The sequence below is a fragment of the Cryobacterium sp. TMT4-10 genome (assembly GCF_004403275.1).
GTDB lineage: Bacteria > Actinomycetota > Actinomycetes > Actinomycetales > Microbacteriaceae > Cryobacterium > Cryobacterium shii.
This window is the reverse complement of the sequence record NZ_SOGU01000017.1, coordinates 1-15,207: the sequence shown is the minus strand read 5'-3', so window position 1 is coordinate 15,207 and position 15,207 is coordinate 1. Positions and strand designations below refer to the sequence as shown.

General features: G+C 70.6%; 15 protein-coding genes and 2 pseudogenes. 13 read left to right on the top strand and 4 right to left on the bottom strand.

Translation table 11 applies throughout. The annotated features are described in order from the left end of the window. The 5 genes and pseudogenes from sufC to E3T42_RS02030 form a co-directional block, all read left to right on the top strand. A pseudogene (sufC, locus tag E3T42_RS17175) lies at window positions 1–133 on the top strand (Fe-S cluster assembly ATPase SufC); the annotation flags it as partial. A gap of 26 nt (window positions 134–159) precedes the next feature. Further along, window positions 160–507, top strand: coding sequence for a metal-sulfur cluster assembly factor (locus tag E3T42_RS02045; RefSeq protein ID WP_134365808.1), 348 nt, complete (start codon window positions 160–162; stop codon window positions 505–507). Window positions 508–596: 89 nt separating this feature from the next. After that, entirely contained in the window at window positions 597–1,868 is a 1,272-nt protein-coding gene (locus E3T42_RS02040) for a sugar MFS transporter (protein ID WP_241975775.1), read from the top strand. Between the two features lie 196 nt (window positions 1,869–2,064). Further along, window positions 2,065–2,760 carry an endonuclease NucS gene (gene nucS, locus E3T42_RS02035; protein ID WP_134365803.1) on the top strand — a complete coding sequence of 232 codons (696 nt, stop codon included), beginning with the start codon at window positions 2,065–2,067 and terminating at the stop codon, window positions 2,758–2,760. 64 nt (window positions 2,761–2,824) lie between these two features. Beyond that, the gene (locus E3T42_RS02030) at window positions 2,825–3,490 is read left to right on the top strand and encodes an HAD hydrolase-like protein (protein WP_241975774.1); all 666 of its coding nucleotides are present in this window, start codon (window positions 2,825–2,827) and stop codon (window positions 3,488–3,490) included. Window positions 3,491–3,644: 154 nt separating this feature from the next. Here E3T42_RS02030 and hxlA read toward each other — a convergent pair whose 3' ends face one another. Together hxlA and hxlB are read right to left on the bottom strand one after the other, a co-directional pair. Then, a complete protein-coding gene (gene hxlA, locus E3T42_RS02025) occupies window positions 3,645–4,268 on the bottom strand; it encodes a 3-hexulose-6-phosphate synthase (RefSeq protein ID WP_134365802.1) in 624 nt (207 codons plus the stop codon). 60 nt (window positions 4,269–4,328) lie between these two features. After that, window positions 4,329–4,943 (bottom strand): 6-phospho-3-hexuloisomerase, encoded by a 615-nt coding sequence (gene hxlB, locus E3T42_RS02020; protein WP_134402375.1) that lies wholly within the window; start codon window positions 4,941–4,943, stop codon window positions 4,329–4,331. A 100-nt stretch (window positions 4,944–5,043) separates the two neighbouring features. Between hxlB and E3T42_RS02015 the strand changes: the two genes are divergently transcribed. The 4 genes from E3T42_RS02015 (at window position 5,044) to E3T42_RS02000 (ending at window position 8,161) form a co-directional block, all read left to right on the top strand. Continuing rightward, window positions 5,044–5,880, top strand: coding sequence for a LuxR C-terminal-related transcriptional regulator (locus E3T42_RS02015; RefSeq protein ID WP_134365800.1), 837 nt, complete (start codon window positions 5,044–5,046; stop codon window positions 5,878–5,880). Between the two features lie 75 nt (window positions 5,881–5,955). Beyond that, window positions 5,956–6,588, top strand: coding sequence for a bifunctional 2-polyprenyl-6-hydroxyphenol methylase/3-demethylubiquinol 3-O-methyltransferase UbiG (locus E3T42_RS02010; protein ID WP_134365799.1), 633 nt, complete (start codon window positions 5,956–5,958; stop codon window positions 6,586–6,588). A gap of 59 nt (window positions 6,589–6,647) precedes the next feature. Next, a complete protein-coding gene (locus E3T42_RS02005) occupies window positions 6,648–6,872 on the top strand; it encodes a DUF2892 domain-containing protein (protein WP_134365798.1) in 225 nt (74 codons plus the stop codon). A gap of 41 nt (window positions 6,873–6,913) precedes the next feature. Further along, entirely contained in the window at window positions 6,914–8,161 is a 1,248-nt protein-coding gene (locus E3T42_RS02000; RefSeq protein WP_370261471.1) for an MFS transporter, read from the top strand. 161 nt (window positions 8,162–8,322) lie between these two features. Here E3T42_RS02000 and arsA read toward each other — a convergent pair whose 3' ends face one another. Beyond that, on the bottom strand, window positions 8,323–10,194 hold the full coding sequence (gene arsA / locus E3T42_RS01995) for an arsenical pump-driving ATPase (protein ID WP_134365797.1): 1,872 nt from the start codon (window positions 10,192–10,194) through the stop codon (window positions 8,323–8,325). Window positions 10,195–10,203: 9 nt separating this feature from the next. Next, window positions 10,204–10,782, bottom strand: coding sequence for an arsenite efflux transporter metallochaperone ArsD (gene arsD / locus E3T42_RS16930; RefSeq protein WP_194088230.1), 579 nt, complete (start codon window positions 10,780–10,782; stop codon window positions 10,204–10,206). Between the two features lie 207 nt (window positions 10,783–10,989). Between arsD and E3T42_RS01985 the strand changes: the two genes are divergently transcribed. The 4 genes and pseudogenes from E3T42_RS01985 to E3T42_RS01960 form a co-directional block, all read left to right on the top strand. After that, on the top strand, window positions 10,990–11,469 hold the full coding sequence (locus tag E3T42_RS01985; RefSeq protein WP_134365795.1) for a heme-degrading domain-containing protein: 480 nt from the start codon (window positions 10,990–10,992) through the stop codon (window positions 11,467–11,469). A 330-nt stretch (window positions 11,470–11,799) separates the two neighbouring features. Next, window positions 11,800–13,245: an MFS transporter gene (locus E3T42_RS17170; RefSeq protein WP_241975773.1), complete on the top strand. Its 1,446-nt coding sequence runs from the start codon at window positions 11,800–11,802 to the stop codon at window positions 13,243–13,245. 42 nt (window positions 13,246–13,287) lie between these two features. Continuing rightward, complete coding sequence (locus E3T42_RS01970) at window positions 13,288–14,289, top strand: acyl-CoA thioesterase (protein WP_241975772.1); 1,002 nt, start codon at window positions 13,288–13,290, stop codon at window positions 14,287–14,289. A 483-nt stretch (window positions 14,290–14,772) separates the two neighbouring features. After that, window positions 14,773–15,207 (top strand): annotated as a pseudogene (locus E3T42_RS01960) (DUF222 domain-containing protein); the annotation flags it as partial.

The window sequence follows — 15,207 nt, the reverse complement described above, 5'->3', positions numbered from 1 at the left end:
GCGCTACATCAAGCCGGACTTCGTGCACGTGTTCGTCGACGGCCGGATCGCCGAGCAGGGCGGCCCCGAACTCGCCGACCGCCTCGAAGACGAAGGCTATGACCGTTACCAGAGCGCCGCGGTGGCCAGTTGAGCCCGGACACGGCCGGCGTGGCGTCGATGGAGTTCGTTCAGCCGGCGGAGTCGACGCTGGGCGCGGCGCGCTTCGAAGAAGTGCGGGAGGCCCTCAAGGACGTGATCGACCCGGAGCTCGGCATCAATATCGTCGACCTCGGGCTGATCTACGACCTGGGCTGGGATGACGAGAACAACGCCCTGATCATCCACATGACCCTCACCTCGGCCGGCTGCCCGCTGACCGACGTACTCGAGGAACAGACCGGGATCGCCCTGGACGGCGTCGTCGACGCCTTCCGGATCAACTGGGTCTGGATGCCGCCGTGGGGCATCGAGAAGATCACCCCCGACGGCCGGGAGATGATGAGCGCCCTGGGCTTCACGATCTAGCCGCACTGGGGCCCGACTGGGCCGGTACAACGGGTTGATAGTTTGGTAGTCCCTCATTCTTTTTGCCTCTCTGATCAACAGGACCCCTCGTGCCCCAGCCTGCCCGCGCCGCCGGAACATCCGTCGCCCACGCCGCCCGCCGCGACCTGCTCGCCTGGCGCAACGCCGTGTTCGCGATCTTCCTGATCAGCGGCCTGTCCCTGGCCACCTGGATGTCCCGCATCCCGGCCGTGCGGGACGGGCTGCAGCTCTCGACCGCGGAGGTCGGCATCGTCATCTTCGGGCTGTCCGGGGGGTCGGTGGTCGGTCTGCTCGGCGCGGTCACGCTGCTGGCCCGCTTCGGCGCCCGTCGCGCCATGGTGCTGAGCGTGGCGCTGTCCACAGTCGGGCTGGTCACCGTGGGCGTCGGGGCGAGCCTGCTGGCGTCGACCGGGCTGGTCTTCGCCGGTCTCGCGCTCGTGGGCATCGGCATGGGAGCACTCGACGTCATGATGAACGTCGAGGGGGCGGCGGTCGAGCGCGAGATCGGCAAGACCCTGATGCCGCTGATGCACGCCTGCTTCAGCTTCGGCACCGTCATCGGCGCCCTCCTCGGCGCCGGGGCGTCCTTCGTGGGGCTGCCGGTGTTCTGGCACCTCGCCGCGATCTCGATCCTCGTGCTGGCCACGGCCGTCATCGGCGTGCGCTCGATCCCGCAGCGGCCCGAACTGGGCGACGAGCTGCGAGGGGCCGAAGCCCCCGCCCCGAGCTGGCGGGCCCGGCTGCGCGCGAGCCTGTCGGTCTGGAGCGACCCGAAGATCCTGCTGATCGGAACCATCGTCCTCGGCATGACGTTCGCCGAGGGGTCGGCCAATGACTGGCTGGCGCTGGCCGCCGTCGACGGGCACGGCCTGAGCAACACCGAGGGCGCGATCGTCTTCGGCGTCTTCGTCAGCGCGATGACCGCCGGCCGCATCGTCGGCGGCCCCATCCTGGACCGGTTCGGCCGAGTGCCGGTGCTGCGGGTATCCGCGCTGGTGGGCATCGTCGGGCTGATCCTGTTCATTCTGGCGCCGGGCGGATGGACGCTGTACGCCGGTGCGATCCTCTGGGGGCTGGGCGCCTCGCTGGGCTTCCCGGTGGGCATGTCGGCGGCCGCCGACGACACGAAGAATGCCGCGGCGCGGGTGAGCGCGGTCGCCATGATCGGCTATTTCGCCTTTCTCGTCGGCCCGCCCGTGCTCGGCCTGCTCGGCCAGGCCTGGGGCATCCTCAACGCTCTCTACCTGATCCTCGCCCTGATGGTGCTGGCCGGCCTGGCCGCGCCCGCCGCGCGCGAGCGCAGCTACGCGCCCGCCTCGCCCACCGCGCCCGTCTCCTAACGAATTCGACGGAGATTTTGCTGTAAAAAGCCGGTTTTGGGCCGTTTGGGGCCCAGATCGGCAAAATCTCCGTCGAATTGGTTCACCCGGAGCGGGCGGGAGCGGCGGGCGGGACGCACGGGTGGGACGCACGGGTGGGGCGCACGGGGGCGTCCGGGTGGGCGAACGGATGCCCCGGCGCGGTTAGGCTCGAACGGTGCGCCTTGTGATTGCGAAATGCTCCGTCGACTACGCCGGGAGGCTGAACGCGCATCTGCCGCTGGCCACCCGCCTGCTCCTGCTCAAGTCGGACGGCAGTGTGCTCGTGCACTCTGACGGCGGCTCGTACAAGCCGCTCAACTGGATGAGCCCGCCGTGCAGCCTGGCCCTGACCGAGCCGGACGACGAACAGACGGATGCCGGCGTCACCGCGGTCTGGACGGTCACCCACGCCAAGACCGCCGACCAGCTCATCGTGAGCATCTTCGAGGTGCTGCACGACTCCGCCCACGAGCTCGGGATCGACCCCGGGCTGATCAAGGACGGCGTCGAAGCGCACCTGCAGAAACTCCTGGCCGAGCACATCCACCTGCTCGGCGACGGTCACACCCTCGTGCGCCGAGAGTACATGACCGCGATCGGCCCGGTCGACATCCTGGCCAGGGACGCCGACGGCGGATCGGTCGCCGTCGAGCTCAAACGACGCGGCGACATCGACGGCGTCGAGCAGCTCACCCGCTACCTCGAGCTGATGAACCGCGACCCGCATCTGGCCCCCGTGGCCGGGGTTTTCGCGGCCCAGATCATCAAGCCGCAGGCCCGCACACTGGCCGAGGATCGCGGCATCCGCTGCCTCGTTCTGGACTACGACGCCATGCGCGGACTCGACGACACCCAGTCCCGGCTCTTCTAGGGCTGGCGGGCTCACTTTTTTAATTCGTGCAGGCGTTTGCGGCTGGGCCCCCTAGTATTAGCGAGTGAAATCGACATTGACTCGCACCTGGAGTGCCATACTTTTTGACCTTGACGGAACGATCACCGATTCCGCCCCGGCCATCACCAACTCACTCGCTCGCACCTTCGCACTTCTCGGTCGTCCGGTTCCCACCGACACCGAACTGCTCTCCTACGTGGGCCCGCCCCTGCTGGCCGCGTTCAGCGAATACGCCGGGATGACCCCCGATGAAGCCGTCGAGGCTCTCGCCGTGTACCGCGCCGATTACCAGGAACGGATGCTGGACACGGCCGTGTACCCTGGCGTCGCCGGGCTGCTCGAGCGCATCCACGAGGCGAAGATCCCGATGGCCCTCGCCACCAGCAAGCCGGAGCACCACGCCGTCGCCGTGCTCGAGCACTTCGACCTGGGGAAGTACTTCACCGCGATGGTCGGTTCCTCGGACACCGAGACCCGCAGCTCCAAGGCCGACATCGTGGAAGAGGCGCTGTCGCGACTCGGCACGGTCGGGGCCGACCTCGCCACTCCCGTCATGGTCGGCGACCGCCGGTACGACGCCGAGGGGGCTGCCGCGCACGGCGTCCCGACCATCCTCGTGGAGTGGGGCTACGGCTCCCCCACCGAGGCCGTCGGCGCGACCGCAACCGTCTACTCCGTCGACCAGCTCGCCAAGTTGCTCCTCGGCTGACCTCCGCCCTACCGTTCGATCCGCCCAACCCGCCCGCCCGCCTAGCGTCACCACCAAAAAGCACCGTCGTTCCCAGAACGAGGGTGCTTTTTGCGTGACTGCACGGGCGTCGCGCTTTCGAACGGTGAGCCGATGCGTCGGGTACGAAGGCCCGCTAGATGATGGCGGCGCGCAGGGCGGCCGCTGCGGCGGCGGGGTCCTCGGCGCCGTAGATCGCACCGCCGGCCACAGCGACCTTCGCCCCGGCGCGATGCACGGAGGCGATGGTGGCGACGCTCACGCCGCCGGCCAGGGAGAACGGTACCCGGGCGGTCTCGCCCTGGTTCAGCAGCGTCGCGAGGGAGAAGCCGGGCTCGGCCTGCTCGTCGAGGCCCGCGTGCATCTCGACGAAGGCGGCGCCGAGCGCGGTCACCTCGCGGGCCCGGGCCACCTTGTCGGCGACGCCGATCAAGTCGACGACGACACCCTTGCCATGCTTGGTCGCCGCGGCGACCGCTCCGACGATGGTGCTGTCTCCGGCCGTGCCGAGCACCGTGACCAGGTCGGCGCCGGCCGTGAACGCCATGTCGGCCTCGAGCTCGCCGGCGTCCATCGTCTTGAGGTCGGCGAAGACGGTCTTGTCCGGGTGCGCGGTCTTGACGGCGGTCACGGCCCGCAGGCCCTCGGCCTTGATCAGCGGGGTGCCGAGCTCGATGATGTCGACGTAGGGGGCGACCTTCGCGGCCAATTCGAGGGCGGCATCCGTGGTGAGTACGTCCATGGCGACTTGAAGCTTCATGATGGTCTTCTTTCCGGTTCGGGGTGAATCTGGATGGGTGCGGGGAGGGTGGGAAAGGGGCTATTCGAGGTTCGCGTGCCGGGGCCACAGCTCGTCGGCGGTGGCCCCGGATGCCGTCCACAGGCTGTGGAAGATCGCGTCGCCGAGCACGACCACGACCTGTTCGAACAGGCCGCCCGAGTACTGGATCGACAGCCGGCCGCCGTGGTCCTGCTTCTGCGCGGCGGGGATGACGACGGTCACAGCGGCCAGCGCTGCGAGGGGTGAAGCGGGCGCGGTCGTGATCGCGGTGACCCGCGCGCCGGCTGCCGTCGCCGTCTCGGCGGCCCGCACGATCGCTGCCGTGCTGCCGGAGCCGCTCGCGACCAGGAGCACGTCCCCGGCAGCGATGGCCGGCGTCGTCACCTCGCCGACCACGTGCACCTCCAGCCCCAGATGCATCAGCCTCATCGCGGTCATGCGCAGGGCCAGGCCGGACCGGCCGGCCCCGAGCACGAACACGCGGCGGGCGGCGCGGAGCTCCGCAGCGGCCGACTCTACCGACGCAGGGCCGCCGGAGGCCGTGCCGGCGGCAACGTCCGAGGCCAGGAACCGGCGAATGGCGTCGGCCTGTTCGGCCGCGATGGCGGCGAGGGAATCCGTCACGCGGAGAGGAACGGTGGTGCGTGTGGGCATTACCTCATCGTCTACTCTTTCGGACGGGTCTGCGGCCCACCGAACGAGCGGGTAACCTGCCCGTTCGGGTGGCAGCGTCCCTCGTGGGTAGGCTTTCCTCATGAACAGTGCGCCTCCAACCCACCCGATCGAACCGTGGGATTCACGCTCGGCGGCCGCGGAACGCGCCCGCGTGATCGCCGACCTCACCGACGCCCAGGCCACCACCCTCGAGTCCCTGCTCGCCGTGCTTCGCTCGAGCAGCACGAGCGACGCGTCGGCCCGGCAGACCGCGATCGACCTGGCGGCGAAGGCCATGGTGCAACTGCGCGCCGTCTCCGACCGGGACCGGTCCCTCTCCGAGGAGCCCGTGGCGCGGGCCTTCGAACGACTGCGCGACGACCTGCGCCCGCTGGTGCGGTTCGGGGGCCTCGACGTGCAGTTCATCGAGCCGCCGGTGAACGGCCGCGCCCTCCCGGGCGAGGTGGCCCACGCCGCCCGTGCGATCGTGCGCGGAGCCGTGCTCGCCCTGGTCGAGCAGCCCGGCGTCACCCGCGTGCGGGTGCACTGGGACTGCGACGGCAGCAACCTGCTGATCCACATCCGCGACGACGGCGCCGGCGAGCTCACCCCCGACAGCCCCAGTGTCAGCCGGCTGGCGAGCCGGGTGGCCGACGTGTTCGGCAGCCTGCGCGTGGAGGCGACGACGGGCTGGGGTTCGGAGATGGCCGTCACCCTCCCCCTCGATGTGCCGCTCGCGCCGCTCACCGCGGCCGCGGCCTGGGGACTCAGCCCCCGCGAGAAGGGCGTGCTCGAGTTGGTGGCCTCGGGGGCACGCAACCGCGCGATCGCCGAAACGCTCTCGATCAGCGAGAACACGGTCAAGTTCCACGTCGCCAACCTGCTGCGCAAGGTGGGCGCCTCCACCCGCGCCGAGCTCGCCGCCCTCTCCCGCTGACCCGGGTGGCTGTGCGAAACTGGCTGCTGCCGGCATCCGTGCCACCGAATGGATGCCGCCCGAAGGGACACGACGATGGACGCCAACGACTGGGACACCCGCTACCGCCTCGCCCGGGAGGCTCAGGGCGGCCGGCCCGGCCGGCTTTGGTCCGCCGTTCCGGCGCAGATCGTGCAGGACACCGTGACCCCGTGGGCGCCCGGACGCGCGCTCGACCTGGCGACCGGCGACGGCCGCAATGCGATCTGGCTGGCGGCCAGGGGCTGGAACGTCACCGCCGTGGACTTCTCCGCCGAAGCCATCGGCCAGGCCGCCGAGCATGCCCGCGAGAGCGGCGTGGCGGTGGACTGGCAGGTCGGCGACGCCACCACCTGGGCCCCCTCCGGCGAGACCTTCGACCTGGTCACGGTGATCTACCTGCACCTGCAGGAAGACGCCCTGCGGGCCGTGCTGTCCCGCGCCGCCGAGTGGCTCTCCCCCGGCGGGCACCTGCTCGTGCTCGGCCACGACCGGACCAACATCGGCACCGGGGCTCCAGGGCCGGCCGACCCGGGCATCCTGTACACCCCGGAGCTGCTGCGCTCGGCCGTCGATCCCTCGCGGATCGTACGCTGCGAGACCATACGGCGCGACCTGGCCACCGACCCGGAAGCCCCCGGGGACGGCGCCGGCTACGCCCTCGACACACTCCTCATCGCCACGGCCTGATCGGAAACATCCGTGTACCCCCGGGGGTATGCTGGGAACACTTATCAAGGGAGTGCCTGATGGCTGTCATTCAGTTCCTCGGATCGACCGCGGGTCGATGGGTTCGCATCATCGCGGGCGTCGTTCTGGTCATACTGGCCGCGATCCTCGGCGGATGGTGGTGGTTGCTCGCCGCTCTGGGCGCCGTGTTCATTGCCGCGGGCGCCTTCGATTTCTGCCTCCTCGCTCCCCTGGCGGGCAAGCCCTTCAAGGGATCCGAGTTGCGGAAGACCTTCACATCCTGAGCGAGGATGCGGCCCTGCCGTCGAGCGCCGTGGCCGAACCCGTGAGCGGTCCGGCTGACCACAGCCCGATGCAGCGCGCGGTGGTCAGGGTGCTCATCATCGGCCAGATCCTCGGCGGCATCGGCATGGGCGCCACCCTGTCCCTCGGCGCGCTCCTGGCGGCCCAGCTCTCCGGGTCCAGCGCCTGGTCCGGCATGGCGGCGACCATGAGCACCCTCGGCGCCGCCCTGGTCGCCGTTCCGCTGGCCCGCCTGGCGCAATCGCGCGGCCGTCGCCGGTCCCTGGCCGCCGGCTCTCTGATCGCGGGCACCGGCGCCGTGCTGGCGATCACGGCGGTCGCGGTCGACACCTTCCCGCTTCTGCTGCTCGCCCTGATGCTCCTCGGCGCCGGTTCTGCCACGAACCTGCAGGCCCGCTTCGCCGCCACCGACCTGGCCAGCACGCAGTTCCGGGCGCGCGACCTGTCCATCGTGGTGTGGTCGACGACCATCGGCGCCGTGCTCGGCCCGAACCTCTTCGGCCCCGGCGAGGTGGTGGGCTCGGCCCTCGGGTTGCCGCCGCTGACCGGCGCGTTCGCGTTCTCCCTGCTCGCCACGGTCGGCGCGGCGCTGGTGTACACCGTCGGGCTGCGTCCGGACCCCCTGCTCACCGCCCTGGCGGCCCGGGGCGTCGACGCCTCAGCCCCGATCAAGCGCGGCGGCCTCGCCATCGTGCGCACCAACTCCCAGGCCCGCTTCGCCGTGGCCGTGATCGCGCTCAGCCACGCCACCATGGTCGCCCTGATGTCGATGGCCCCGGTACACCTGCGCGACCACGGCGCCACCCTGACCGTCGTCGGGCTGACCATCAGCCTGCACGTGGCCGGCATGTACGCCCTCTCCCCCGTTTTCGGCGCTCTCGCCGACCGGGTCGGACGGTTGCCCGTCATCCTGTCCGGACAGGCGCTGCTGCTGGCTTCTCTGACCATCTTCTGGCTGGCCGGGGAATCCCAGACCGCCATGACGGTGGGGTTGATCCTGCTCGGGCTGGGCTGGTCGGCATCCGTCGTCGCCGGTTCCGCCCTGATCGCCGAGTCCGTGGGCGTGCACGACCGCGCGGCGCTGCAGGGGTTCTCCGACTTGTCGATGAACGCGGCCGGCGCGCTCGGCGGCGCCCTGGCCGGCCTGGTGCTGAGCGCCGTGGGCTACTCCGGGCTCGGCCTGGCCACCATGGTCCTCGCGGGCGTCATCGTCGTCTGGTCCGTCCGGCGGGCCCTCGCCGGTCGCGCCGCGCGCCCGCTCCAGCCCTAGCGTTCCGGGCCCTGGCGTCCCGGGCAGCCCAAACGGTTCGCCGAGCCGTGAGCATGGCTCCTGTTTTCACGAAAAAGTGGGGCGCAACTCACGGCTCGGCGGGGCTCGGCGGGGTCCCGGCGGTGACCCAGTGGTGGCTGCGGGGGCCGCGGTTACCGCGGCTACGGTCGGGTTACGGCAGGAAGCGCGGCGGGAAGCGGGGACGTGGCCAGGGCGAGCAGGGCCGGGATGCCGACGGGCTCGTCGGCCAGCAGCGGTACCACGGCGAGGCGGGCGGCGCGTTTCTCCTGCACATGCTCGATCTCCGGCAGCTCATTCCGGGCCCGCGCGAGCAGCAACGGCGAGGCGGGTGCCGCGGCGGCGAGCGAGTTGTTCACGACCCAGGCCCACGGGGTGATGCCGGCGCGCTCCAGGTCGGCCTGCAGCTCGGCGGCCTCGAGTACCGGCGTGGTCTCGGCGAGGGTGACCAGGATCACCTTGGTCTGTTCCGGGTCCTGCAGCTTCATCATCGGCGTGGTCAGGTGCACGGTGCCGCCCAGCTGGCGCTGGATCTCGCGGTGATACGACCCGGTTGCGTCGAGCAGCAGCAGCGTGTGGCCGGTGGGCGCCGTGTCCATCACCACGAACTTGTGCTTCGCCTCCCGGATGACGCGGGAGAAGGCCTGGAAGACGGCGATCTCCTCGGTGCAGGGTGACCGCAGGTCCTCCCGCAGCATGGCCAGGCCCTGCTCGTCGAGGTGGGCGCCCTTGGTGCGCAGGACGGTGTCGGTGTACCGCTGGATTTCGGCGGCCGGGTCGATCCGAGAGACCTTGAGGGAGGAGGAGACGAGGGACCGGACCTCCGCGGAACCCGCCCCGCCGGCCAGGGTGTCGGTGAGGTGGGCGGCCGGGTCGGTCGTCGTCAGGTGCACCGGCAGCCCGCGAGCGGCGAGCGCCACGGCCACGGATGCCGCCAGGGTGGTCTTGCCCACGCCGCCCTTGCCCATCAGCATCACCAGGCCGTGCCCGCCGGCGGCGATCTCGTCGACCAGGGCGGACAGCGGGGAATCCGGGAGGGCCGCCGAGGGGGCGGCGTGCTCGCCCTGCCCCGCGGCCGGGAGCACCTCGGGTTCGAGCAGGCCGCGGAGGGCGGCCAGGCCGACCATGTTCGAACTCTTCAGCGCCACGTAGTCCGTGGGCGCGGCCCTCAGCGCGTCGGGCATCTGAGCGAGGGCCTGCTGCTCGCGGGCGCGGATGGCCGCGAACAACGGGTCGGCCACGGCCTCGCCGCCACTGCCGCCCTCGCCACTGCCGCCGTCGACCCCGTCGGGCAGGATGCCGTTGACGACGAGGTACTGGCGGGCCATGCCGATACCGGCCAGCTCGGCGTGGGTGCGGGCGGCCTCGGTCAGGGTCGAGGTCTGGGCGCGGGCCACGAGCACGAGCCGGGTGCGGGCCTGGTCGGCCAGGGCCGCGACGGCCTCGGCGTAGACGGCGCGCTGCTTCTCCAGGCCCGACAGCGGGCCGAGGCAGGAGGCGTCTCCGGTGCCCTCGGTGAGAAAGTCGGTCCAGGAGCCCGGCAGCTGCAGCAGCCGGATGGTGTGCCCGGTGGGTGCGGTGTCGAAAAGGATGTGGTCGTAGGCGGCCGTCCACGCGGCATCCGTGAGCAGGTCGGTGAACTCGTTGAAGGAGGCGATCTCGGTCGTGCAGGCACCGGAGAGCTGTTCCTCGATCGAGGCCACCTCGGCCGGGGGAAGCAGCCCGCGCACCGGGCCGACGATGCGCTCCCGATACTGCTGGGCCGCCTGCTCCGGGTCGATTTCGAGGGCCGACAGCCCGGGCACGGCGTCGATCGCCGTCACGGTGTTGCCGATGGAGACCCCGAAGACCTGGCCCACGTTGGAGGCGGGGTCGGTGCTCACCAGCAGAACGGATGCCCCGCCCTCGGCCAGCCGCACCGCGCTCGCACAGGCGATGGAGGTCTTGCCCACCCCGCCCTTGCCGGTGAAGAAGAGGAAGCGCGGTGCCTGGTCGAGGAAGCGGAGCGTTGTCATGGCGAAGTCCTAGCAGCAGCCGCCGGTGCCGCAGCAACCCGCTTCGGCGCTGTCGGTCTGGGCGGCGCTGTCGGTCTGGGCAGCGGAGTCGGTCTGGGCAGCGGAGTCGGTCTGGGCAGCGGAGTCGGTCTGGGCAGCGGAGTCGGTCTGGGCAGCGGAGTCGCCGAATTTCTGGGCGGAGGCGCTGCCCGAGGTCGTGGCCGGCGTCGCCGTCGCCGTCGCCACGGCCAGGAGGCGCCTGGACCCCTCGGGCTGCACGGCAGCCAGGTGGCTGGCCGCGTCGCCGGTGAGCTCGGCCCAGCCGGCCAGCTCCGCGCGGGAGGGGTAGCGGCCGGTCAGCACCGTGGCGCCGTCGACCAGGGCGATGGGCAGGCCCGTCTGGCCGACGGTGTGCAGGAACTGGCGGGCCACCTCGTTCTCCACGAAGGCGAGCGGCTCCTGGGCCAGGTTGAACCGGGCGATGTCGCCGCCGTTGGCGCGGGCCCAGTCCATGTCGGCCGAGAAGGTGACCAGAGCCTGGTCGACGTCGACGCCGCAGATTCCGGTGCCGCAGCAGAGTCCCGGTTCAAAGATCTCGATGTGTGCCATGGTGCATCAACTCCTGGTCCGCACATCGTGGGGGACGACTTGTCCGTGATGACGGTACGTCCAGTGTATCGATGGTTGTCGATATGTCACGGCATCGGACCAACCAACTCGGGCACCGGTCTGCCTTGCTGAATGGACGGGAGCGGAAAGGAGCGGGCGGCAAGTGGAAGACTGGCCAGACCCCGGATGGCACTCGAAAGGCATGCGATGACGAAGGCTTCGGAGGCCGCGAGCCTCCTCCCCCTGCTCCTGGAGCAGGAACGCACCCTCCAGTTCGACTCCTTCGACCTGGGGGACGCCTGGATCGTGGGCTCGCGGCTGGTCGAGCTGGGAACGGCGCGCCGGCATCCGATCACGGTGTCGATCACCTTCGGCGAGCAGCGGGTCTTCCACGGGGCCCTGCCCGGCTCCAGCGCCGACAACGACGGCTGGCTCGAGAACAAGTTCCGCGTCGTACGCCGGTTCGCCAACTCGTCCTTCGCCGTGGGGACGCGGTTCCGCGCGGGTTCCCGCGACTTCGCCACCGACTCGAATCTCGACCCGAGAACGCACGCCGCGCACGGCGGAGCCTTCCCCCTGCGCGTGCGCGGTTCACTGATCGGCGTGGTCGGCGTCTCCGGGCTGGCCCAGCGCGACGACCACGACCTCGTCGTCGAGGTGCTGACCTGGCACCTCGAGCACCGCTAGCCGAAAGCCCGCCCGCGGGCGGACCACGCGGTCCGGCGTCGAACCGATTCGACGGAAGTTTTGTTCTAAAAACACCGTTTCGGCTTGTTTTGGCCCGATTCTGGCAAAATCTCCGTCGAATTGGTTCGGGGGAGGCGGCAGCCCCGGGCCGCAACCGCGCAACGCGCGGATCCGGAGTCGCGGACGAGGCGCACGCCCCTTGCGCTGGCACGCGGGTCGGCGACAATGGTGGGGACTGCTGGGTGAGGACGACACGGTCGGGATGACTGGGTCGGGCCGCCGACCGGGTGGGGACGCCGATGGGCCGGGACGCCGGCCCGGGGGGAGAGGATGATGTCCACGCCGGGTTCGACCGACAACGCCGGGGCTGCCGCGGGCGCGGCGCCCGGTGCTGAGCCCGCGGCCGGCGCCGGTCCGGCCTGGTCCGCGTGGCGGGTCGTGGTGAACCTCGGCATCGTCAGCCTGGTTATAGATCTGGCATCAAAGGGCGGCCATTCGCTGACCGGGGCGCTGCTGGGACAGCTGGGTGCGTCGGCGCTGATCGTCGGGGTCGTGACGGGCCTCGGAGAGGCGGTCGCCCTCGCGCTCCGGCTGGTCTCCGGGCCCTGGTCCGACAAATCCGGCCGGTATTGGAGATTCGCCATCGCCGGCTACGCCCTCACCGCGGTCTGCATTCCGCTGCTGGCCGTCACGCCGTTCGTCGGCGGGGCCGGCCTGCTGCTCGCCTCGGCGCTGATTCTCGGCGACCGCACGGGCAAGGCCATCCGGAGCCCGGCGAAGACCGTGCTGCTCGCGAATGCGGCCAGCGCCGTCGGCCGCGGCCGCGGTTTCGGGGTGCACAAGCTGCTCGACCAACTGGGGTCCCTGCTCGGGCCGCTACTCGCCTGGGCCGTCATCACGGTCACGACCGTGCTCTGGCCCGCCTTCGCCGTGCTCGCGATCCCCGGAGCCGCCGGTTTGGGCATTCTGCTCTGGACACGCCGTCGCGTGCCGGACACGAACGTGTACGAGAGCAGCGAGAGCAACGAGAGCAACGAGAGCAACGAGAGCAACGAGAGCGTCGCCCCGAATCCCGATCGGCCAGACTGGCCAGACCGGGCGAACCGGGCGAACCGGGCGAACCCGGAGGACCTGGCAGACCCGGATGACCCGGATGACGCGGGGCATCCGGACCAGGCGCACCGGGACCCGGCCGCCGGGCCCCGGCTTCCCCTCTCGTTCTACCTTCTGGCCGCGGCGGTCGGCGTCTCCACGGTCGGGCTCGTCGGCTTCGGGGTGATCTCATTCCACCTCACGGACGTCGCGATCGTGCCGCTAGCGACCGTGCCGCTGATCTACGCGGCCGCGATGGGAGCGGCGGCCCTGGCCGCCCTGGTCAGCGGCTACGCCTACGACGCGGCGGGCGCCCGGGTGCTGCTGGTCCTGCCGCTGCTGGTGGTGCTGGTTCCCGGACTGACCCTGTCGGTCCAGGCGGGCGCGGTGCTGGCCGGCGCACTCATCTGGGGTGCGGCGACCGGCATCCAGGAATCGACGGTTCAGGCGCTGATCGCGGACCTCGTGCCGAACGGGCACCGCGGCACGGCCTACGGGGTCTTCGCCGCCTTCGCGGGGGCGTCCGCCCTGATCGGCGGAGTGCTGGCCGGCGCCCTCTACGACCAGGTGCCGTGGCTGGTCATGATCGTCGGCATCCTTCAGACCTGCGCCCTCGTGTTGTTCCTCCTCACCTTCCGACTGCAGAACAGGGAACGGCGTCAGCCCGCGGGTCCCCAAGTATGAAAGTGTGGAGCGAGGCCCCGACCCGCTTCCCTTGGAGTTCCCGTGACCACACCCCCCGTGTCCCCCGAGGCGGCAGACGCCTCACGCCATGAGGACCGCATCACCCTCCGGTTCATGGCCGTGCCCCAGGACGTCGCGGCCTCAGGCGCGACCGTCGCAGCCGGAAGCGTACTCGAGTGGATCGACAAGGCCGCGTACGCCTGCGCCGTGGGCTGGAGCGCGTCCGACACCGTCACCGCCTACGTCGGGAACGTGCACTTCACCCAACCCATCAAGCCGGGCAACCTGGTCGAGGTTCACGCCCGCATCATCCACACCGGGCGCACCAGCATGCACGTGCTCGTCACGGTCGAAACGACGGATGTACGCGCCCGGGAATATAGTCCGGCGACCCATTGCATCCTCGTCTTCGTCGCCGTCGACGACGCCGGAAGGCCGCAGGAAGTGCCGAAGTGGACCCCGCACTCCGACGTGGACCGCGAGCTGCAACTCAACGCCCAGGCCCGCCTCGAGCCACGCAAGCGCATTCAGACCGTCATGCGCGCTCAGGAATATACCGATGACAGCACGACGCCGCGAACGGTGTTCCGCTTTCTGGCGGCTCCGGCCGACGCCAATTGGGGCGGAAACGCCCACGGCGGAACCGTGATGCGCTGGATCGACGAGGCCGCCTTCGCGACCGCAGCGGCCTGGAGTTCGGAGACGGCCGTCGCGGTCTACTCCGGGGGGATCCACTTCTACCGCCCGATCCACATCGGCCACATCGTGGAGGTGGACGCGCGCCTCATCCATACCGGCAAGCGCAACATGCACATCAGCATCCGGGTGCGCTCGGGCAGCCCCCGCACCCCGCACGACCTGCAGCTGACGACGCAGTGCATGAGCATCTTCGTCGCGATCGGCGCGGACGGGCACGCCGAACCGGTGGAGCCGTTGACGCTGATCACGGCCGAGGACAAACGGCTCGACGAGCACGCGCGGGAGCTCGTGGCGCTGCGCGCGCCCCTGGTCATGATGCCCGTCGACCACTTGCGTCGCCCCTGAGGGCGGGATCCGGCCGGAGGCTGAAGGGGCTCGGCTCGTCCTCCACAATGTGGGTTTGATCGGCTTATCCACAGTCTCCACGGATGCCGGTGCAGTGTCGGTGGCCGCCTCTAGCGTGGTCCTCATGAAGCCGTCAGTGTTCGAAGAGCGAGAGGCCATGGGCCGGCATTTCGACGCCATCGCCGAGGCAGAACGCGACATCGCCGAGGCCTTCGCCCGGCGGGCCGAACGGGTCGAGGATGCCCGCCGATTCGGGCAGGCCATCGCCCACCACAATGCCCGGGTGCCGGGGGCCCGGCGAGACGCACGTGAGGTCGCCGAACGGGAGTTCTCGAGCGAGCTGGCCTGCACGATCCGGGTGCCGCAGCGCATGGCGGAGAACCTGGTCGCGGAGAGCCGGGCCCTGGCCGTGGATCTCCCGGCGACCCGGGCGGCGCTGGCGTCGGGGNCAATCAGGCCTGGTCTGTGCCCGCGGAAGGGCGGGTGAAATTCGAAGCGGCCGTGTTGAAATCGGCGGGCACGCTGACCGCGTCGAAGCTGAAGTACAACGCCCGGATTCTGCGGGAGCGGTGGCACCCGGAGACGATCAAGGCCCGGCATCAGAAGTCGGTGAAGGATCGGGCGGTGTTCTTCGAGCCCGAGCCGGACGGGATGGCGTCGCTCACCTTCTACGCCAGCGCGGAGAAGGCGCAGGCCGCGTACGAACGGGTGACGCTGATGGCCCTGAGCCTGCAGAGCAAGGAGGAGGAACGAACCCTGACCCAGTTGAAGGCGGACGTGTTCGAGGACCTCATCCTCGACGGGGTGACGCCCTCGGGCCGCGGCAAGGGCATCCGCGGTTCGGTGAACATCACGGTCCCGGTGTTCAGTCTGATGGGTCTCAACGACGAACCGGCCCATCTGGAGGGTTACGGCCCG

Bases quoted from the DNA above. Each gene is read 5' to 3' on its own strand.
- E3T42_RS02010 (WP_134365799.1), top strand. From the start codon at position 5,956: ATGGACGCCAACGACTGGGACACCCGCTACCGCCTCGCCCGGGAGGCT.
- arsD (WP_194088230.1), bottom strand. From the start codon at position 10,782: ATGGCACACATCGAGATCTTTGAACCGGGACTCTGCTGCGGCACCGGA.
- E3T42_RS01985 (WP_134365795.1), top strand. From the start codon at position 10,990: ATGACGAAGGCTTCGGAGGCCGCGAGCCTCCTCCCCCTGCTCCTGGAG.
- hxlA (WP_134365802.1), bottom strand. From the start codon at position 4,268: ATGAAGCTTCAAGTCGCCATGGACGTACTCACCACGGATGCCGCCCTC.
- hxlB (WP_134402375.1), bottom strand. From the start codon at position 4,943: ATGCCCACACGCACCACCGTTCCTCTCCGCGTGACGGATTCCCTCGCC.
- arsA (WP_134365797.1), bottom strand. From the start codon at position 10,194: ATGACAACGCTCCGCTTCCTCGACCAGGCACCGCGCTTCCTCTTCTTC.
- E3T42_RS02015 (WP_134365800.1), top strand. From the start codon at position 5,044: ATGAACAGTGCGCCTCCAACCCACCCGATCGAACCGTGGGATTCACGC.
- E3T42_RS02005 (WP_134365798.1), top strand. From the start codon at position 6,648: ATGGCTGTCATTCAGTTCCTCGGATCGACCGCGGGTCGATGGGTTCGC.
- E3T42_RS17170 (WP_241975773.1), top strand. From the start codon at position 11,800: ATGATGTCCACGCCGGGTTCGACCGACAACGCCGGGGCTGCCGCGGGC.
- E3T42_RS02045 (WP_134365808.1), top strand. From the start codon at position 160: ATGGAGTTCGTTCAGCCGGCGGAGTCGACGCTGGGCGCGGCGCGCTTC.